Source organism: Vibrio sp. AND4, from assembly GCF_000171815.1.
Taxonomy (GTDB): Bacteria; Pseudomonadota; Gammaproteobacteria; order Enterobacterales; family Vibrionaceae; genus Vibrio.
Genome location: NZ_ABGR01000003.1, coordinates 223,522 through 245,167, shown reverse-complemented (window position 1 = coordinate 245,167; position 21,646 = coordinate 223,522). Strand labels below are relative to the sequence as shown.

Annotated in this window: 12 protein-coding genes and 1 pseudogene; 6 read left to right on the top strand and 7 right to left on the bottom strand. The window is 42.9% G+C overall.

Annotation, left to right across the window (positions count from 1 at the left end; translation table 11 throughout):
* Positions 1-214 precede the first annotated feature (214 nt).
* The gene (catB, locus tag AND4_RS06320) at positions 215-844 is read left to right on the top strand and encodes a type B chloramphenicol O-acetyltransferase (protein WP_009842100.1); all 630 of its coding nucleotides are present in this window, start codon (positions 215-217) and stop codon (positions 842-844) included.
* A gap of 156 nt (positions 845-1,000) precedes the next feature.
* Here the strand turns inward: catB and AND4_RS06315 are convergent, their stop codons facing one another.
* Entirely contained in the window at positions 1,001-3,562 is a 2,562-nt protein-coding gene (locus AND4_RS06315; RefSeq protein ID WP_009842099.1) for a response regulator, read from the bottom strand.
* Positions 3,563-4,432, bottom strand: coding sequence for an acyl-homoserine-lactone synthase (locus AND4_RS06310; protein ID WP_009842098.1), 870 nt, complete (start codon positions 4,430-4,432; stop codon positions 3,563-3,565).
* A gap of 126 nt (positions 4,433-4,558) precedes the next feature.
* On the opposite strand from AND4_RS06310, the pseudogene AND4_RS20440 reads away from it, so the two are divergent.
* A pseudogene (locus AND4_RS20440) lies at positions 4,559-4,869 on the top strand (IS110 family transposase); the annotation flags it as partial.
* A gap of 302 nt (positions 4,870-5,171) precedes the next feature.
* On the opposite strand, the gene AND4_RS06305 reads toward AND4_RS20440, so the two are convergent.
* Positions 5,172-6,347 (bottom strand): acyl-homoserine-lactone synthase, encoded by a 1,176-nt coding sequence (locus AND4_RS06305; protein ID WP_009842097.1) that lies wholly within the window; start codon positions 6,345-6,347, stop codon positions 5,172-5,174.
* A gap of 1,009 nt (positions 6,348-7,356) precedes the next feature.
* On the opposite strand from AND4_RS06305, the gene AND4_RS06300 reads away from it, so the two are divergent.
* Positions 7,357-9,081 carry a S8 family peptidase gene (locus AND4_RS06300; RefSeq protein WP_009842096.1) on the top strand — a complete coding sequence of 575 codons (1,725 nt, stop codon included), beginning with the start codon at positions 7,357-7,359 and terminating at the stop codon, positions 9,079-9,081.
* A gap of 288 nt (positions 9,082-9,369) precedes the next feature.
* Complete coding sequence (locus AND4_RS06290; protein ID WP_009842094.1) at positions 9,370-10,281, top strand: hypothetical protein; 912 nt, start codon at positions 9,370-9,372, stop codon at positions 10,279-10,281.
* A gap of 238 nt (positions 10,282-10,519) precedes the next feature.
* On the opposite strand, the gene AND4_RS06285 is transcribed toward AND4_RS06290, so the two are convergent.
* The 4 genes from AND4_RS06285 to malT all read right to left on the bottom strand — a co-directional run bounded on the left by AND4_RS06285 (position 10,520) and on the right by malT (position 16,138).
* Positions 10,520-11,119 (bottom strand): SCO family protein, encoded by a 600-nt coding sequence (locus AND4_RS06285; RefSeq protein ID WP_009842093.1) that lies wholly within the window; start codon positions 11,117-11,119, stop codon positions 10,520-10,522.
* Positions 11,120-11,128: 9 nt separating this feature from the next.
* Positions 11,129-11,554 carry a hypothetical protein gene (locus tag AND4_RS06280; protein WP_009842092.1) on the bottom strand — a complete coding sequence of 142 codons (426 nt, stop codon included), beginning with the start codon at positions 11,552-11,554 and terminating at the stop codon, positions 11,129-11,131.
* A 183-nt stretch (positions 11,555-11,737) separates the two neighbouring features.
* On the bottom strand, positions 11,738-12,655 hold the full coding sequence (locus AND4_RS06275; protein WP_043991502.1) for a DUF368 domain-containing protein: 918 nt from the start codon (positions 12,653-12,655) through the stop codon (positions 11,738-11,740).
* A gap of 774 nt (positions 12,656-13,429) precedes the next feature.
* Positions 13,430-16,138, bottom strand: coding sequence for an HTH-type transcriptional regulator MalT (gene malT, locus AND4_RS06270; protein WP_009842090.1), 2,709 nt, complete (start codon positions 16,136-16,138; stop codon positions 13,430-13,432).
* A 563-nt stretch (positions 16,139-16,701) separates the two neighbouring features.
* On the opposite strand from malT, the gene AND4_RS06265 reads away from it, so the two are divergent.
* Together AND4_RS06265 and malQ are read left to right on the top strand one after the other, a co-directional pair.
* Complete coding sequence (locus tag AND4_RS06265; RefSeq protein ID WP_009842089.1) at positions 16,702-19,155, top strand: glycogen/starch/alpha-glucan phosphorylase; 2,454 nt, start codon at positions 16,702-16,704, stop codon at positions 19,153-19,155.
* 119 nt (positions 19,156-19,274) lie between these two features.
* Entirely contained in the window at positions 19,275-21,455 is a 2,181-nt protein-coding gene (gene malQ / locus AND4_RS06260; protein ID WP_009842088.1) for a 4-alpha-glucanotransferase, read from the top strand.
* Positions 21,456-21,646: the final 191 nt, after the last annotated feature.

The following is a 21,646-nucleotide window of genomic DNA, read 5'->3' as shown; positions in this document are numbered from 1 at the left end:
GCTATTACACTGCGTTGTTTTCCTTGCTCTCGAATCAATGAAAACGCTCTGAATCCTGCATCTTGAAGTCACTTGGGTATAACCTTTTATAAAATAGATTCGCAACGCTTGGCACTTTTGCTATGCGTTGCGTTTAGTCGTTAAGGTGTTATATCGCGGCAGCGCATTGCTTACCATTTAAGTCGGCGTTATGTGCTTCGAGGGGGATCGAAATATGAACTACTTTGAATCTGCTTTTGCAGGCGTTCCTTTAATTGAACAAGTAACAAATCCGAACATCATCGTTGGTAAACATAGCTATTATTCAGGCTATTATCACAACCATAGCTTCGATGACTGTGCTCGATATCTGAATCCAGATCGCGATGATGTCGACAAACTCATCATTGGTAGTTACTGCTCTATTGGTTCAGGCGCAGTGTTCATGATGGCAGGAAACCAAGGGCATCGAAATGATTGGATTAGTACTTTTCCGTTTTTTTATCAGGACAATGACGACTTTGCTTTCGCTGAGGATGGGTTTAAACGTGCAGGAGACACTATCATCGGAAACGATGTATGGATTGGCTCTGAAGCGATGATAATGGCTGGTGTTAAAGTCGGTCACGGTGCGGTCATAGCAAGCCGTGCTGTTGTCACCAAAGATGTCGCACCGTACGAGGTTGTTGGTTCTAACCCTGCTAAGCACATTAAGTATCGATTTTCTGAGTCACAGATAGCCATGTTGCTTGAAATGAAGTGGTGGGACTGGCCAGAGTCAAAGCTAAAAGGTTGCATGAAACAACTATGTTCGTCTGACATCAAGTGCCTTTATGACTATTGGAAATCGGAAGTACAAACATAACTCTTTGTTAAGATTCGAAACTCGTGGCATTTTACTGTGCGTAGCTCATGCCTCAAAAGAATGAGCGTTTTGGTGGTCTGTTATGCATTAGGGTTTATGCGCTAGTAAAAGACAAAGCGGGCTGGGAAGTGCAATAAAGCTGACTTTAGCTGTTAACTATCCTCTCTCAGTTTCAATAGAGCTTAATACAATGTCTCTGCTTAACCAGTTGTCCAAAGTATGACGCAAAGCGTTTAACGAAGTTGGTTTTTCCAACCTACCGTCCATCAACTCGTTGACCATATCTAATTCGTGCTCTCCAGACTCCCCTGATAAAGCGATGATTGGTATTAGAGGAGAAATCTCTTTGATTAACTTACTTGCTTCAAATCCATTCATTTTTGGCATTTGTATGTCCATCAATACCAAGTCGACGTCATTTGAGTGGAAAATACTCACAGCAGTTTCGCCATTATCGGCTTGAATCACATTGATATCCAATTGCTCTAGGTACATTTTTACCAATACCCGTTGGACCTCTTTATCATCAACGACAAGTACTGTCTTTTTTGTGGTGCCTACAGGCGTTTTGATATTGACTGGAGTTAACCCTGAGAAGCCAGTGTCTATTGTGTCCCTATCGGTTGAGTCATTTGATGTGATAGGCAAAGAAATAGTGGGGTGAACCGATACAACTGGGAAATATAGTTGGAATTCGGTGAATTCATCAAGCTCTGAAAAGCATTCAATCCTGCCACCAAATGTTTTCATCACACGTTGGCAATAGCCTAAACCTAGGCCAGTGCCACCATTCTTGTTGTGTGTAAAAAAATCATCGAAAATCTTGTGTCTAAGAGTTGGTTTGATGCCTGGGCCTGAATCACGGAAAAGTATACAGTTCTCGTGCTCTCCTCCCTTTAGTGTGATTTCAATTTGGCTGTCAGGATAAGAGTCGAAATAATAAATCGCATTTCTAAGCAAATTGAATACGACAAAGCTAAAAAGAGTGTCGTTAATATTAGCGATAAAATCATTAGCGCCAGTAAAGTGAATACGCTGGCGAAACGATTCGTTTTCGAATCCGTAACGTCCTAAAGCAGTTGAAAGAGCTTGGGAAATTGAACTAGGTGAAGTGGGTTCTTGCTGCAAAGAAGTGTGGCGAGCCTCCCGTAGGATGATATCAATTAACTGTTGTCCTCTCAGGACCGCTGAGGTGCCCTTATCTATCGATCCTAGAATACTTTGGACTGGTTCCTCATTAGAGACCTGTAGTTTCAAATGCTCGAATTGTAATTGTACTTGGGCGAGTGGGTTACGCATTTCATGTGCGATAGAATTAGCGAGGGCTTGGGATTTTGAGACTTTTCTATTCGCATTGATATAAGTTTGCACTTTCGAGAAGACCTTTTGAAGTGCACTTATCTCTTCGTTAGAAAATAGTGAACCATCCTTTTTGTGCGAGGAGATAAGTAGATGAGAGACTTTTGCGTCATGATCGTAAAGCGGTAAAACTAGTGCTGTGTTACTCAAGTGCATTTTCGTGTGCAGCTCGCTCAGCGTATCATCTAAATTGGATTGTGAATCACTAAGTTCGTTAGCGATTTCGTCGACAATGAGAATAGATTTTTTTGAGGATAAATACTTCGCATAGGGTATGTCTTGATAGTTATTTGTGACTAGCTGTAATTTTTCGTGAGGAATATTCAATAGCTCTGCAAGTCTTTCAATTGGGTTACGAGTTGAATATTGAAAGTCGCGCTCTAGGGCAATAACTTGTTCCACAGGTGTATATGGTGAACCATACAGAACTCTGGCGACAGCGCGTTTTACTATGTAGTAAATCTTTGTCCAAGTTAGGCCAACTAAGAAGCAAAGTGTGCCCGCTACAACTGTTTCGTTATATGTACTAAACATAGTACTGAGAGACGAGATAGACAATGCGAACACGGCACTGGTGCCTATGACAGACAGTGTGATAAAGGCGATGTGCTTTGTACTGTAAAAGCGTGATGTAAGCAAAGCGTAGCCAACAAAGAACATTTCGCTAATTGATAGTGCAGGTGGCAGCCAAGTTAATGAAAAGTCATGTAATATATAAGTAAATCCCAATTGGAAGATTGCTGTTGAAGTCATGAAAATTGCGATACCAGCAATCATGTAATTGGACTTTGTTTGGCCTAGTCGCCCAGATGCGTTTCTAAGATATAGCAAATTCATGAAAGTTAAAGCGATCAGAAACGTAAGCACATAGAAAAAAAACTTCGTGTAAGGGCCAAACACTATACTAAACTGGCTCGGGGCTAAGATAACAACATCGACGACAGCAAGTCCTTTGTAGGTATTGATTATGGCAGTGAATACTGTAAAGCATATTAACAATGCATATTGCAATTTAGGGGTGGGCTTTCTCGATATACTTTCTCTGAGTCTGCATGAGAATAAATATGCCGCAGCGAATGCAATATATGCAGAAATATTAGCGAGGATCGCCATTTTGATAGCAGCTTGCTTAGAGTAAAGTAACAAAAAACCGCTATGGAAGTACGCATTGCTTAGGATCCAAAAAAATAACCCGATTGTATAGATGATGTAAAACGTATAATTGCCGATGCTTCTTGGTCCCCGATTGAGATAAAGCGAGCGACAAAAAAAAGATACCCATGTCAGAACTAAAAAAGATGCTAGTGTTAACACGATAGCTTTGCTGTACAGCATGTGTGTAATAAAGGTTTCAGTCATCTAATCTATTTCCCCCCTTTCTTTTCCGATAATAATTCTCGGTTTATATTTACGAAAGCACAAGCTATCTAATTCTTTTCTTAAGTTAGGTACAACCCACGCGCCTTTGAATGTGAATCTCCTCGTATCGTTGAAGTCTTTTCGACTTGTGTGAGAGTACCAATTAAGTTGTAAGGTATTGTAGAAGCGAATCATCCAAGGCTGTTCGATTATCGTGAGCGTCAATTTGTAACCTAGTTCGTCTAGGTGTTTCATTAGGCGCTTCTGAGTTAGGTATAGGTAAAACGCGCACTGCTGCATGCTTCCGTTCACTGTGAGGCGTAAAACTTCACAAATCTTGTCCGTTATATGAAGACTATTCCAAGGGTGGTTTTCAAGGTTCTTGGCCGATTCCTGTCTTGGCTTGAAAAAGGGCGTGAAATAGAGCCATTGTGAAGAGTCATTCCAACTTTGAATTTTAGCAGAAGAGACAATGACAGGAAGCTCTGTCATTTCAGTTTCACACTTAAGTATAAAATGACATCCTGTTCGAGAGGGAGCTATTGTTTCCAACATTTCATACCATTTAAGCTTTGCTATAAAAGTACAAATATTAATCAGCAATGTGAGATCTTTAAGCACTAAAAGGGCACTGTAGTGGCGGGTGTAGTATTTACTTTGTGGCATTTTAATATCATTGATAACCGTTGAAGCGTAGTTTTCTTCCTTGATTGGATGCTCCATATCGAGACCCTGATATTCTTTTGCTGGATATTTAGGTTTAATTATATATATTTCATATTCGCACCAAAATATTGCCAGAGTGCTCTCTCTGCACTTAATAGGTGGAATTTTGTGTTGATAGTAGCATAATAAGTTGTTAATTTGCATTAAATAATTCAGGTTTTATGTAATTTCTCGAATAAGATAAAGGACTTTGATATTATGGACGTGCCTCCCCTCTAACATTGTTGTACTACACGACAGGCAAAGCCATCAAGGTTAGAAGTAACAGCCATATCTATTAAAACTGTCGGTATCGATTTAGCTAAAAATTGCTTTCAAGTATGTGTATTGAATATTGACGGTATTATCTCGTTAAATCGTAAGGTTGCTCGAGTTAAACTGCCCCATACAATCCCTTAGCTTCTAGATAACACTCTACTGGCTACGGGGTCATGCGCTTCATCATGCTATTGAAGCAAGCCTTAGAAAGACTTGGCTTTAAGGTATCATTCATTTCAGCACAGCATGTTAAGCTTCTTGTGGGTAGACAAAAGAGCGATGCAAATGATGCAAGAGCCATTTGTGAAGCTTATTCGAGACCTATGGAAACGACTCATTCATGGAGCAGTACGTTGCAGAGCTTCGAGCTCGCATCCTATGGGAGCTTGGTTACGAGGGACAGTGGCCGTAACTGGTCAGAGCGTAGGCTTTGGATTTAGTTCCGCTGAATTACGCCACAAAGCCTCTCAGACAATACGATAGCAGCAATTATCTATGGTTGGCCGAATCACCCAAGCTTTTCGGCCCCCGACTAAAATAGAGCGATCGACAAAAAAAGACGCTCATGCTAGTACTAATATGATAGCTCTGCTATTCAGAATGTTTGTGATGAGGGTTTCCGTCACTAATCTGTCTCGAGTCTTTCTTTTCCGATAACAACTCTTTGTTTATATTTACGAAAGCACAAGCTATCTAATTCTTTTCTTAAGTTAGGTACAACCCACGCGCCTTTGTATGTGAATCTTCCCGTATCGTTGAGGTCTTTTCGACTTGTGTGAAAGTACCCATTAAGTTGTAAGGTATTGTAGAAACGAATCATCCAAGGCTGTTCAATTATCGTGAACGTCAATCTGTAACCTAGTTCGTCTAAGTGTCGCATTAGATGCTTCTGAGCTAGGTATAAGTAAAATGCGCACTGTTGCATGCTTCCGCTCACTGTGAGGCGTAAAACTTCACAAATCTTATCTGTTCTTTGAAGACTATTCCACAGGTGGTTTTCAAAGTTCTTGGCTGATTCCAGTCTTGGCTTAAAGTCAGGTTGTAACACTTCTAAATCGATATATTTCTCTTCAAAAGATTTAGGTAGGCATAAGTTCCAATTATCAGGCTTGAAAAAGGGCGTGAAATAGAGCCATTGTGAAGAGTCATTCCAACCTTGAATTTTAGCAGAAGAAACAATGACAGGAAGCTCTTTCGTTTCAGTTTCGCACTTAAGTATAAAATGACACCCTGTTTGAGAGAGAGCTAATGTTTCTAACATTTCATACCATTTAAGTTTTGCTATAAAAGTACAAAGATTAATCAGCAATATGGCATCTTTAAGCACTAATGGGGCACTGTGGTGGTGGGTATAGTATTTACTTTGTGACATTTCAATATCATTGATAACCGTTGAAGCGTAGTTTTCTTCCTTGATTGGAAGCTCCATACCGAGACCATGATATTCTTTTGCAGGGTATTTAGATTTAATTATATATATTTCATATTCGCACCAAAATATTGCCCAGTTTCCAAAGTACTTCGTTGCAATTTGCTCGAGTAAGAAGTATTCGATTGGCCAATGATCAATTTTACAAAGTAGCGATTTTTGGAAAGCTTCTGTTTCTAAGATACCTGCAATATTATAGTTCTTGGCATTTTCATCTATTTGATTTGTTATTTCAATTCGAGTTCTAAGAATTGTGGAGAAAATATTATTAGGAAGTCTATCTATAATTGGTTCTATTGAAGAGAGCACTCTCCCTGCACTTAATAAGTGGGATTCATTTAGAATCCTATTAAGTGTCGTCTCAAAATTCATATTATTTACTTAATTATTAATGTTCACAGGATGTGAATTTAAATGGGACAATGTGTGTATAGTAGCATAATGATTTATTGATTTGCATTAAGTGATTCAGAATTTATCTAATTTTTTGTCCAGCAATGAGTCAGGTTGGGCTTGATAGTATTGAATTTTACCCGAGGAACTTTGTAACTCGAAATTGCTCCTTTCCTTTTTAGTGTGATTACTCCGCTGCAGATTACTTTGCTGAGTTTGCGATACAGGAAGTTATAGCAGACACCGAAACGGTATTACACGGACCCTCCCAAAAGTTATCAGAACACTACGCTAAACCTTTTTTTGTAATGAACATAGCAGAGAGTTACTTTGTTAGTCCTATAACTCTACAAAGGTGATTTACAAAAGCTGTCGTCTTAACCATATTCCAGTACTTGAAAAAATTGCGATTGCACAATGCATGTCAACTGATCGAACTAACTAAAAAAGGAATCTATGAAATCTCTTATGAAGTGGGGCATCATGATGTTAGCGCTTTTAGGAAGGTCTTTCTGAGGGAGTAGGCCTTACCCCAACAGAGTTTAGAAAACGGTTTAGTGCTGATTCAATAACCGAATAACTTTTCATTAAATTAGCATTTAACATGTGCGGTAGTTCAAAGTCTCTCTTGATTTGCATGGGTAGGATAACGTTGCGCCTTTGTCTTTACACTACGACGTTAAAGCGCATAGGCCGATACTAGATAATTTAATGATAAAGTATTAATTAGTATTATAAACACTGATCTCAATAATCTCTTAACAACAGTTAAATATTAGAATTAACAATATAAACTCACAATCATAGTCACAATAAAATTATCTGCTGTTTTATTTATAAAGATGGTCAGTTCAAATTTTATTAAATTGTTTTTTGCTCTAGTGAGATCAAATTAACATTTGTTTAACATTTTGTTCGCAAGGTCGTTTTTAATATTTAGGATTTTCTCAACGTAACATCGATCCCACAATGAAAGGTTGTAATTACCATGAAGAAAACGCTGAGACTTTCTTTTACAAATATAGCTATTTTAGCTTCCTCTAATGCTCTTGCTGTGCAAGCTGTGGAAGATACTGATTCACCTCATGCTCTAAATTCCCCTTACATAACAAACGTCAAAGGTACTATTGTTGAAGATTATTCAATCAATAAGCAACCTAAACCGATGCATTCTGTTTTGCATTTTTTAACACCACCAGAAGAAAGTCAGCAAGATTGGTTTAATCTTTCAGCTACATCATCCAACGTGCAAGGTGTCGGTTCTAATTTTGTTTATGAAGCATTATTGCCTCCGGCAATACCAAAAACGATCATCGTCGCCGTTTTAGATTCAGGTGTCGACATCGAGCATGAGGACCTGAAGAATAAGCTTTGGACCAATCAAGATGAAATTCCTGATAATGGGATCGATGATGATAACAACGGTTACATTGATGATGTGCACGGTTGGAATTTCCTTGGCAACCAACATGGAAAAAACGTTAATCAAGACACACTAGAGGTGACACGCGAATACAAAAAGTACCTCGATATTTTAGCAGAACAACAACCTTTGGACGCAGACCAACAAGCGTACTTCAAAAAAATTGAGCAGGATTTTCTCCAAGCCATTGAAGGCAAGCGTACTGCTTTAGAGCGCGTTGAAGAGGCAATAGAGCTTGCTCAAACGTACCAACAACAGATTTTAGATGTCATCTTACACGACGACTTTAGCATCAGTGGATTAACACCTCTGATTGAACATGAATCTCCACTTGTTTCTGAAGCTGCAGGTAATTTGGTTAAACTTTTTGAGAATTGGTATTCCTTTGATTATTTAGATTCTCGCCGTAATCGTTATCTAGAATCATTGCAATATCATTACAATGTCAACTTCAATAGTCGTCAAATGATAGTTCAAGATGATATCAGTAATCCATGGGAGAAAGGCTATGGAAATAACCTCGTTAAAGGTCCGTCAGGCAGGCATGGTACTCATGTAGCTGGAATCATTGCGGCAGAGCGCGGTAACGGGATTGGTATTGATGGTATTGCTCAAAATGTTGAAATTATGTCAGTTCGAGTCGTCCCCAATGGTGATGAGCGTGACAAAGATATTGCCAACGCAGTTCGATATGCTGTTGATAATGGCGCTAAAATCATCAACATGAGCTTTGGTAAAAGTTATTCCCCACGCAAGTTTATCGTTGATCATGCTTTTCGCTATGCGGCTAAAAAAGGGGTACTCATTATTCACTCAGCCGGTAACAGTAAAAATGACAACGACTTAAAACCAAGTTTCCCGAATCGATTTGCTCAACATGCTTGGTCGCAGCCAATTGAAACTTGGATGGATGTTGGAGCTTCAGCACAATACGCTGACGAAAAACTGGTCGCCCGCTTCAGTAACTTTGGTCAAAACAGCGTCGATATTTTCGCTCCAGGTTATCGTATTCTATCTACAACACCTGATAATACCTACGCGTCTCTCAGTGGCACAAGTATGGCTGCGCCAGTTGTCTCGGGTGTTGCTGCCTTAGTCTGGTCAAACTATCCAGATCTAACGGCCACAGAGTTGAAGTCTTTGTTAATGGAAGAGTCCAGACTTTATTCAGGTTTGTTGGTAAAAAAACCTTCTTCGCCATCGGACCTCGTTCCATTTGAAACGGTGTCAATTTCTGGCGGTATTGTTGATGCCGAAGCCATTTTTTCAAGTTTATCTGAACAGCCATAGAGCTTATAGATGTTAAATCAATGGGCATCGTTAGCTTCCTAGTACAAAAAGGGGCATTAACAAATGCCCCTAGTTTTTATTTTTTCTGAGGTCATTGATTTCATTCTGTTAATGTTGATCCCCGTGCTGTATCACGGGGAACAGCTAAAATTCCAAACTGAGTTACAAGATGGCGAAGGCGCATTTTATAGACCGAAGGTCGAGAACTCTCTAACTGACTCAATGGGAAGAAAACGGAAACTTCAACTATTAATATAGGGAGTTGAGGTAACGCAGTTAAGAGAATGTATGAAACCTAAAGATAAGAAAGAGCAAGCAAATCCTATCGCATCTCGGTGCGAAGAGAGGGCTGTTATACATGGTTCAGCAAACATAACACCTGCTGTTATTTATGGTAAGCGTCATATTAACAGAGAAAAACTTGTCGAATTTAAAAGTGCGTACCAAGTTTTTTCCAAGTTAACTTACAAAGAGAACCCTGACATAAAGGCAATATTTGCCTTCCCAGACACAGAAGATCCGTTTGCATACTGGCATATCGTATGGGTGCGAAATGCTAGTGCCCTCAACGATTACTTATCTCGCCCTACTAAAGGAGAACCCTTGTGGGATATGTATGACTGCTCACCTGAAAGCCCAGATATTTTAACTGTGTACGGCGGGTGGGATGAGGAGTGTAAAAAGAGAGTCCAAGCTGTTTCTGGCGTACACTACGAGTTTAAGAAATGTATCGCTGGCTTCATTAAACCTGATGGCGGTAGAGAAGAGGGTCCTCCGTTGTTTGGTTTTACCATGCGTTACGTGAAACCAGGACGAATACAGGATCTAGGCACTTCATTCCAGACTGTATGTGATATGTGGTACCAAAAGATCCCAGGCATCTTGATGGCCGCCGTCTTTCCTGATGAAAACATACCGAATTTGGTTCATGATTTGAGAATATTTGCTAACCATGGCTCTTATTTGGCACATGTAGATAAGTCTGATGCTTTGCTAACAAAAGCAATGGCGGTATGGTTTGAAAATTACGACACTAGTATCCCATTTTCGGGGCAGCTTTATGCTGCGAGTACAAATGATGAGGCCCTGCATACAAGCTCGATAAAATCGAGCACCACGCCTAGAGCTCAGCTTGAAACATTCCATTTTGGTGAAGATGGCATGTTGGGGCAAATGCCAAATATGACCAGGAATGACTGATGAGTAACTCGATATCAGTGTGATCACCAAGCGTGACTTTTTGGAGCGAGCGGAGACTCGATACAAAGCATGGGGAGCTTTGATGGCGATATTCTGAACGCTTACAGGTTGGTATGATTGCATAACAGAATGATAAATAAAAAAGCTCTTCACTACGGAAGAGCTTTGTAAATTTCGTTTGCGCTAAAGGACTGAGCAGTAGGGTTGAGTGTGCCAACGTTCTGATGGCAGTTGTGCTTTATGAGTTGTTCGCCGTCAGTTTGGTTATTGCCTCGACAATTGGCGCAGGTGTTAACGTATGTGGCACCTTGGTGATGAGTGTGCCGTCAGGCTTCAAGAAATAGAAATAAGAACTGTGGTCGAGTGTGTATTTCAGCTCCGAGCCTTCCATCTCTGTTTTGCGGAAGATTACGCCGTACTTGTGAGCAAGTGGGGTGGTCACGTTGAGTGGTGCTGACAAGCCTTCAATCATAGGATGGAAATAATGAGCGTACTTGGCTGATGCATCTGCTCCGTCGCGTTCTGGATCAAGTGAGATGAACATAGGACGCAATTGCGCTTTTTGTGCGTCGTTGATTTGATTGAGTGCGCCAGCGAGCATAGCGAGTGAGGTTGGGCATACGTCTGGACAACGAGTAAAGCCAAAGTAAACAATACGAATGCGTTCATCGTTGGTATCGAAGATATCGACAGCGTTATCGCCTTCGCCATACAGCACGCTTTGTTCGGTGGGCTCTTGCGGCTTTTCCTCTGCTTTTTTTTGGCTGTCTAGATACGTTTTAGCACCAAAGCCAAAGGCGAAAGCAACCACGAGAATAAGAGACCAATTACGGTTCATAATCATTCCTTATTTTTGCATTTTGAGGGCAGGGTAGACGGTGTTTTCTCCGTCAGAAAGCTCACCAACCCATGTCATTGAACTTTGTCTGCAAACCGGTAATGTTACGTCGCCGACAAATTTACCCGGTGCTACTTTTTTTAGTATGAATTTGGGCTCGCCCATGTCCATTTCTCGTCCAACCAAGCTTAATACGAGCTGTTTGGCTTCGCTGTCTTGCCATTCGACTTGAAACTGAGCTGGGATCAAAGGTTGCGCATTATCGACGCCAAGTGTCATCACAACATTATGTTGGACACAGGGTTGCGTAGAGAGGAAACAGTATTCGTCGTCTGATTTTGCAGCGGGTGTTGAAGAGAAGCTTTTAAGTAAAGTGGGTGCGTAAAAGCCAGCAACCAGTGCGATAGTTATCCCTGTAATTTGTAACACTTTCATTAAGAGTCAGTACTTATCACGTAACATGACCAGCATCATAGCACAGGTGGCAGTTACTAAAGCTCGTGACTTCAATAAATTGTGCACTGTACCCATCCATTTAACATTCCTCAATGGAATCGGGTCGTAACAAAAAGCGGAACCAATGGCTCCGCTCTTAAAGTGTAAACAGGGGACATGAGTTTATTTGTTTGAATCAGCAAACTTCTCTAAACCAAGTACCAAAAAGATTGCAGCTAGCATCATGATGATGGCCAATACCAGTTGCGATGGCTGAGATGTGATGTGCTCAAACTCAAACGGCGATAAGTTATGTTGTAGAAGTGGTACTTGCTCACCCTTCGAATTCGTGCGCCATGTTAGCGTTTCTTTCCAAGGCCAGACCTTTGGTAATGTTCCGATCATCAAGCCTGTCAGGAACATTAGGGTTAAATCGCGGAATTTACTTAGTAACCAAGACAATAGGTGAGAGAAGGTCAGCAGGCCAGTGACACAGCCAACAAGGAACAGAGCAAGGATATCAATATGGAAGCCTTTTACTGCCCCTAGCACTGGAGCGTACATGCCAATTAGCAGCAAAATAAAGCTGCCAGAAATACCCGGTAGAATCATTGCACAAATCGCAATCGCCCCCGCAAGGATGGTGTTGATCGCGGTTGGTTCCATGTGAAGTGGTTTTAGTACCGTGATGCTGTAGGCAAAGCCAATACCTATCAATAGTGCAACGAAGCGTATCGCATCACGCTTTTCTACTTGGCGGATGATGTGGTAGACCGATACCAAAATTAGGCCAAAGAAGAATGACCAAATTGGGATCGGATGTGTCTCTAGTAGCCAACTGATCAGCTTAGCCAGAGTTGCAATGCTGGTTAAGATACCTGCAAACAATGAAATCAGGAAGAAACCGTTAATATGATTAAACGTGGCTTTGAAACCATCTCTTTTCCAAATTGAGAAAAGTGAAGGATTGATGCGTCGAATGCTTTCTAGCAGTGTATCGTAAATCCCAGTAATGAATGCAATGGTGCCGCCTGATACGCCAGGGACGACATCTGCGGCTCCCATGGCCATTCCTTTAAAGTAGGTGATTAGATAGTTCATTTCTCAAGTACTTAGTCATGTTGATGGCAGTGAGTATACAAACATTGATGTCAAAAAAGTATTAAATAGTGCTCCGGTCGATATCGAAGTGACGGCTTATAGGGACGTATTCTAAAGATACTCTGAATTTTGCTGTTGAAGTCACTTGAGTATGCGATGTCAGTCAATACAACCATACTGGTAGGCGAGGTTTTATGGACAAATGCAACAAAATATTAAAGTTTGCTCATAATGCAAATTGTGCCGAATAAAGGATTATTCTCACTTATTTGATGTGTTGATTATTCATTTATCATTTATATTAGTCTTTTGCATTTTGGAATTGCATATTGCGTTCGGCCTTTGCATTATGCACAAATGAAAAATATAACAAGATCTGATATGAGATCTTGTGCCCAAAAATAGCCCTTTCAAAATTGGCATGATTAATGCATAATTCTTTTCGACCCTTCTTAAGCCGAGGGTCACCTAGCCAACTGACGTTGTTAGTGAATACACATTGTTCACAATATATATAAGCCAATTGCCCTTTTTGCGATTGGCTTTTTTTTTGTTTTCTGTATATGTGTAACGTTTCTTACTGGCTTTGCAATTTGCACTTTTAAAGGATAATGGGCCAAAACCGTTGTCGACAGCAGTTCGTGCTGCGTGTAAGAACGCTCATTTTTAGTATTTTCGTGGTGTAATTGATATAAAAGGGCCGATGCATTGCACCGGCCTTAGAGTTTACTACTGACTTATTCGATTGAGCTTCTGTCTCATTGGACTGTTTGCTCACTGACCCATGAGCTGCAATAAGTTTTCTGCTGTGGAGATTGCTTCCTTACGATTGGCAATGTTCAGCTTTTGGTACAAGTTACGAATATGAGTCTTAATGGTTGTTCCTGCCACATCTAACTCTTGTGCGATTTGTTCGTTGCTAAAGCCAGAGTATATGAGGCCAAGCACTTGCCACTCCCTTTGAGTCAATGGACTAGTACGAACTAATTCCGGCACGTTCGGGTTATTCACCAACTTTTCGATAAAGTCTTCATCGAAGTGAATAGAACGGCTGCGCTGGTTTGAAGAGATGTCTTTCATCAACTTTTGTGCACGATGGCGTTCCAGATCGCTTAATTCATTACGCAAGCTCAGCTTCTCTAGCAGGCTACCAATGGTGGCACCGTCTGTTAAGAAATTACCTATCATGCCGGTCTGGTTTGTCATGATCAGCGCTTGCTTCAATAGCGCTTTCGCTTGGTCTTCATTTTTCTGGCGAGCTGCTAAAGTTGCTTCAACAACCAAGTTGCGATTCGTATCGGTAACCAAATTCGTGCGGTGAGCTTCGCTGTGCAAAAAATCCAAAGCCTCTCGTGCTTCGGCATACTGACCGAGGTTGATATGAGCACGCGCAATATTGCGCCATTGTAACTGTAGGAAGTGATTGCATGCGGATTCAGGACGAACGGTGGTGTTCAACCACTCCTGAATTGCTCCTGTGTTACCACGTGCTTGCCAGAATATGATCAGAGAAAGTGAGGCGTTTGCCGTCCAGTCTACGTGGTAAGTAGACTGCCTCATCAAATGTTGGATGTGTTCGATGAACTTACCTGCTTTATCCAGCTCACCGCGTCCAACCGCAATACGAGCCAACATAGAGTAGCTGTGTAAGTGCTTGCTTGGTGAGTGGTTCTCCAAAATTTGAAGACCCTTGTATGTACATTCTTCCGCTTCATCTAAACGGTTCCAGCACCAAAGTACTTGTGCGCGAATACGCAATAGAAACTCATGAAGAGGAATGTGCTGCAGTTGTTGATCTTCAATCAAGCGGAAACCAGAATCTTGTAGCTCAAACGCTGCCTGCACATAACCCTGTGCGATCAAAATTTCACTTTGTTGCAAGATTGCCCATAAGGCTTGATGGTAAACCTGATATTGGCGTGCCAGTTTTTCGGTTTGTTGCATCATTGGCAATGCTCGGTCTAGGTTACCCAGTACGTGGTTAACTTCACCGACCACTGACGTTGCGACAATGCGGCTTCGGTACACGGTAGAATCAAGTTGGCTAAGTGCTAGCTCCGCGAGCTGTAATGCACGCTCAGGTTGGTTACTGTTGATCGCAACTTGGGCAAGCAAGGCATTGGCTTGGCCCTGATAGCGCGTATCGAGCTCAATATTGCGTTTTTTGTATTCTTCTTCTGCTTCCGCAAGCAGTTTACCTACCTGGTTGTAGCGATGTTGACTCTGCGCTAGCCAAGCTCTCAACATAGACAGTTTTGGGTGGCTGAACAGTTGGTTTTTATCCAGTTTATCGATAGCGGATTCTAGTGTTGTTAGCTCACCTTGGTTGAACATTTTCCAACCGAATTCAATTAAGATGTCTACAATCAGACTGGTGTCGTCGGACTTCTGGGCGTGGTGAATGGCTTGATGGGGGGCTTTGTGTTTAAGCCAAGCCGTAGCAGCATTGTGATGTAAGTCTTTTTCTTGTTGAGGAATGCGCGCGAGTCGCTCATGAGACAAGAACTCACTAAATAGGTTATGGAAGCGGAACCAGTTTTGTTCCCCCTCTAGTGGATAGATAAACAATCCGAAACGATTCAGAGATTCAATCATACCGAGCGCATCTTCACGCTGGGTAAGAGCAAACACGAGTTCATCGTTGAAATGGTCGAGTATCGACACTTGCATTAGGAAATGGCGAGTTTCTGGATCGAGAAGATCAAAGACCTCCTCGACGAGATAGTCCCATAAGTGTGCGTGGTTGAAATGAGACATCGATTCTGCGGCTTGTGCCAGCGAGCGGTTTTGATGCTGTGCTTGTAGCGCGATAAGTTGTAGTGCCGATGGCCAACCTTCGACATAGGTGCGCAGATTGTTGGCCATGTTTTCATCAATATTGTCAGCAACGCGTTGGTTGAAGAAGCGAGTCGTTTCTTCAGTATCAAACGCTAACATTTCATTACCAATTTCGATCATCAAATCACGAACGCGAAGGTTCGCAGTACCCAGTGGAGGCGCGGCTCGGCTCGTGACCACCACGGTCAGGTTATCTGGCATATGCTTTAAGAAGAAACGCATTGCTTCATGTATTTCGTCATTCGTTATCAGGTGGTAGTCGTCTAACACAAGGTAGCACTCGCGCAGAGAGTCTGCCATCTGAGCAAAAACTTCGCTGAATAAAGAGCGTAAAGAAGAGAACTGGTTTTTCTCAGCCAATTTTTGTGCATTGGTGCAGTCGTAGTTGGTCGCTTTGTTTAAAGCTTGCAGCAGGTAGTTGACGAAGCGAAAAGCATCGTTGTCACTGTCGTCGATACTGTACCAACCAACATTCTGTTTGTCTGATAACCACTGCGCTGCCATGGTGGTTTTCCCGTAACCAGCTGGTGAGCGGAACAATACCAGTTTGTAGTTAGGCGCTTGCTGTAGTAAGTCCAATACTCGAGGGCGGACGATCGTATTATGCAAGCGACCCGGACGAGTAAGTTTAGATGGAATCCACATTATTAGTTCTGTCCTTAAATTCTTAAGCGAGCGAAACGAGAAATTGAACACACCACGAAATATCGATTTGTACAAAAATTGTGCAGTGTTGTGAGTTGGTGTGGATGTTACGACATCAGAAATGCCTCTTACTTTGATCCACTTCCTAATTCTTGAGAGTCGATGTTATTGCCATCGACTACGCCCTGTATTTGTGATTTTTATCACTAAAAGTTTCTTGGTATTGATTTCATATAGAGAGATGCGCACATCTATTCAAGAAGGATATCGGTATTAAGAGGAGTAATGTGATCAATTAGACAGTTTTTGTATTGGAATGATGTGGGTGAATAAAAAATAATATGAACAAACTTTAACCTTTCCGTCTGTTGGTTGTGACCCGAATCACCAAGAGCAAGATGATCGGCTGCTGTGTTGCGATTTAGATCACTAAGTTTGCAGGTATCTGCCCTCTACGCCCTGCCCCCTCCTCCTTTTAAAGGCACTAAATAGGAGGATGTTTATTCACGGAGGGAAATGCACGATGTATGACAGATAAATGACTCAAAACGGAGAACTTCTTGATGAAGCCTACTCAACAGCAAAAATTTGACAAACAGTCGTTTCAAACAAGCGTAAAGAAACATCTCTCCACAACTTACGCTCACACAACTGAAAATGCAGATAGTCGCGCATGGTATCTGGCAATGGGACGCGCACTGGCTGAATTTACCACGTGTGATTTACTTGATACTGAAGCGGACGCTCGAATTCAAGAAGCAAAAAGCGTTAATTATTTATCACTAGAATTCCTTGTCGGTCGTTTGACGGGTAACAATCTGATTAGCATGGGTCTTTACGAACAGATCACTGAGGCAATGGCTGAACTCGGCCACAACCTTACTGATCTTTTAGAAGAAGAACGTGATCCATCATTGGGTAACGGTGGTCTGGGGCGTCTTGCGGCCTGTTTTATGGATTCATGTGCGGCTCAAGAATTTCCGACCGTTGGTTATGGTCTTCACTACGAATATGGTTTGTTTAAGCAGTCGTTTAAAGATGGTCGTCAACAAGAAGCACCCGATGCATGGCGCGGTGTAGAGGGTTACCCATGGGAATTGGCTCGCCCAGAGCTCGCGCAAGAAATTGGCTTCTACGGCCACGTCGAAGTGGTGAACGAGAACGGCAAAGAAGCTCGTAAATGGGTACCTGGAATGTCTGTAAAAGCCATGCCTTGGGATCTTCCGATTGTCGGCTATGAATCTAGTACGGTTTATCCTCTGCGTCTTTGGGAATGTCAGGCAATTGCTCCTTTCTCATTAGCGAGCTTTAATAACGGTGATTATTTCGAGGCTCAGCATGCGCTGATCGACGCTGGTAACATTACAAAAGTGCTTTACCCAAATGACAACCATGAGAAAGGTAAAACACTGCGTCTAATGCAGCAGTACTTCCACTCCGCTGCGTCTGTACGTGACATCCTTCGCCGCCACGAAGCTGCGGGCTATTCGCTTGAGGATCTGCCGAAGCAAGAGACGATTCAGCTCAACGATACGCACCCAACTATCGCCATCCCTGAGTTAATGCGTATCTTGATAGATGAGAGAGGTCTTTGTTGGGAGGCTGCATGGCAAATCAGTTCTCAGACGTTTGCGTACACTAACCACACGCTACTTCCAGAAGCACTGGAGACATGGCCAGAGTCGCTTGTCCAGCGCCTGCTTCCACGCCACATGGAAATCATTTTTGAAATCAACCACCGTTTCTTACAAGAAGTCCGATCGATGTGGCCCGGCGATGGTGAGAAGCAAGCGAAGCTTTCTATCATTCAAGAAGGTTTCAACCGCATGGTTCGTATGGCGAACCTTTGTGTCATCGGCTCTTACGCAGTCAATGGCGTAGCAGCGCTGCACTCTGAGTTGGTTAAAAAAGACCTATTCCCAGAGTTCCACGAGATGTATCCAACGCGTCTACACAACGTAACGAACGGTATCACGCCACGTCGTTGGTTGAAGTTCTGCAACCCGGGCCTCTCTGAGTTAATCACTAAGAAAATTGGTCCAGAATGGCCAGCGAAACTAGAGCAACTAGAAGGTATTGCTCAGTATGCAACAGACGCGAAATTCCAAAAAGAATTCATGGCTGTTAAGAAAGAGAACAAAGAGCGTCTAGCGAACTGGGTGATAGAGAATATGGGCATCGAACTGGATACTAATGCCATCTTCGATGTTCAAATCAAGCGCCTGCACGAGTACAAACGTCAGCATCTTGATCTACTGCATATTTTGTCTCTGTATCATCGCATCCTAAACGAGCCTGGCTTTGAATGTGAGCCACGCGTATGTTTCTTCGCTGCGAAAGCTGCACCGGGTTACCACCTAGCGAAAGAGATCATGTTCGCGGTGAACAAGGTGGCAGAGAAAATCAACAACGACCCTCGCATCGGCAACAAACTGAAAGTGGTATTCATTCCTGATTACCGCGTGAGTATGGCTGAAATCATCATCCCAGCGGCAGACGTTTCACAGCAAATCTCGCTGGCGGGTAAAGAAGCGTCGGGCACGGGTAACATGAAGATGGCGCTCAACGGTGCTTTAACCATAGGTACGATGGATGGTGCGAATGTTGAGATACGCGAGGAAGTGGGTGATGAAAATATCTACATTTTCGGGCTGGATGTTGAGGGCGTGAAAGCGGTAAGAGCTGCTGGCTACAACCCATATGACTATTACAATGCGGATCACCTACTAAAAGCGTCTCTAGACCTACTAACGGGTGACGAGTTTACCCCAGGTCAACCAGGTTTACTGCGCGCGACATTCGATAGTCTACTCGATGGTGGTGACCCATACCTATGTCTTGCTGACTTCGCATCTTATGTGAAAGCACATGAAGAAATGGGCAAACAATATAAAGACCAAGCGGGTTGGGCTAAGAAAGCCATTCTTAATACTGCGCTAGTTGGCAAGTTTACATCAGACCGTTCAATCCGCGATTACGTGAACAATATCTGGAAACTTAAATCGGTGAAACGCTAATAGAACCCAGTTAAGGTCAAGGTAGCCGAGCGCTGCCTTTGGTCATTTTCAAGAATGAGTTATTGATAACAATGAAACCCTAGAGGGTAGGTGTGTTGGTATTACCTTCGGAGATAGCGATGAAAGGACAAACAGCATTAAACAAAGTCGCAGACATGGCACGATTAGCGGATAGCTACGTCAGCGCATGGGGAGACAAGACAAATGTTTCTGAAGAAACACTGCGTTGCTTACTTTCCTCACTTGGCTACGATACGAGCAGCGAGGAGAAGCTCTTGGCTTCTGCTGAGAAAAAGCATAAGAAAGGCGTGCTCGCCCCAGTTCTTGTTTTACGCGACGGCGATCCAGTTGAAGTGGGATTAAACCTAGGTACGAGTGCTCGCGAAAGTGAATTTAGTTGGCGTTTAGAAACCGAACAAGGAGAGGTACTTGAAGGTTATCTTCAGTCGCAAATTGTTCGTGATGAACGTGCTGAGGGTGGTCCTCTAGTGTTTGCATTGCCCAAGAACTTGGCTTGGGGTTACCACAAACTGATCATCAGCCGTAAACGCCGTAAAACACCTTACGAAATGTCGCTGATCATCACACCGAAAGTGTGTTTCAAACAAGAAGGCTTGCAAAAAAACAAAAAGCTATGGGGGCCAAGCATCCAGCTTTACACACTGCGAACTCAGCACAACTGGGGCATCGGCGACTTTGGTGATCTCAAGCAGTTGGTCAGCGACATTGCCTCTCGTGGTGGTGACTTTATTGGTTTGAACCCTATTCACTCACTGTTCCCTGCGAATCCAGAAGGGGCGAGCCCATACAGCCCGTCTTCGCGTTGTTGGCTAAACATTATGTACATCGATGTAAGCTCAGTGCCGGAATTCGCGCTAAGTGCAGAAGCACAGCAACGTGTTGGCAGTGCTGAGTTCCAACAGCGTCTCCAAAAAGCGCGTGAATCACACTGGGTCAACTACACCGAAGTGTCTGAGCTTAAGATGAGTATTCTGCCGTTGCTATTTAGTGAGTTTAAGGCGCGACATTTGGACAAGAACACAGACCGTGCTCGAGCGTTCCTTGAGTTCGTAGAATTCGGTGGCGACAGTTTACTGCATCAAGCGACATTCGATGCGCTGCATGGTGAGTTGCACGCCGAAGATTCGAGTGTTTGGGGCTGGCCAGTATTCCCCGAGAAATTCCGTACTTTTGACGCGGCGGCGACTCAGAAATATATAAAAGATAACGCTGACCGCGTTCATCTATACATGTATCTACAGTGGCTTGCAGATGAGCAAATCAGAGAAGCGCAAGCGCTAGCGGCAGAGAAAGGCATGACAGTTGGTTTGTATCGTGACCTTGCCGTTGGCGTTGCGGATTCAGGCAGCGAGACTTGGGCAGACAATGGTGCCTTAGTGTTGGATGCGAGCATCGGTGCACCGCCAGATATTCTTGGACCTCTGGGTCAAAACTGGGGCTTACCTCCGCTTAACCCACAAGTGCTGCAAGCGACTGGCTACGAAGCCTACATCAAGCTACTACGCGCAAACATGAAGCACTGCGGCGCGCTGCGTATTGACCATGTACTCGGCTTACTTCGCCTTTGGTGGATTCCAAAAGGTGAGAAGGCGACAGAGGGCGCTTATCTTTACTACCCAGTCGAAGACATGCTATCCATCCTAGCGCTTGAATCACATCGTCATCAGTGTTCTGTTATCGGTGAAGATTTGGGGACTGTGCCAGATGAAATCGTAGACATTCTACGTGATGCGGGTGTTCATTCTTACAAAGTGTTCTTCTTCGAAACATCAAAAGACGACGGCGGCTTCATTTCTCCGAAGCATTACGCACAGCAGTCGATGGCGGCACTGTGTACACACGATATGCCAACCCTCCGCGGTTTCTGGCATTGTGATGATTTGAAGATGGGACGTGAGATAGGCCTCTATCCAGACGAGGAGCAGTTAGAGGGGCTATTTGAGGATCGTTTGAAGTGCAAGCAAGGCATCCTAGACAGTGTTCGTTGGCACGGTTACCTGCCAGAAGGTATCGGTCATGATGCGCAATACGTACCAATGGATTCTTACCTAAGCGAAGCATTGCAGTTGCATGTGGCTGCGGGTGCCTCAGCATTATTGAGTGTTCAGCTTGAAGATTGGCTTGAGATGGATCAACCAGTCAACATTCCCGGTACCGTGGATGAGTATCCAAACTGGCGACGTAAACTGTCGGTTAACCTTGATGAACTCTTCAGCCGCGAAGATGTTAACCGCATCTCGAAGCGTCTGACGGAAGTGCGTGCGAAATCAACCAAATAAGGTGAAATGAGTGGTGTCGGAATCGGCAAGTTCAATAGCGTCGAGGTGCGAAAGTACACTCTGGTTCACTCATTAGATTATTATGATTGGTTCGTATGAATTGATTATGCCCGTGAAAATAGCGGGCACTTTTGGTGCTATTTTATTTGTTGCATGGATAAAGTAAGCGGTTTTATATTTTTGTGAATTTA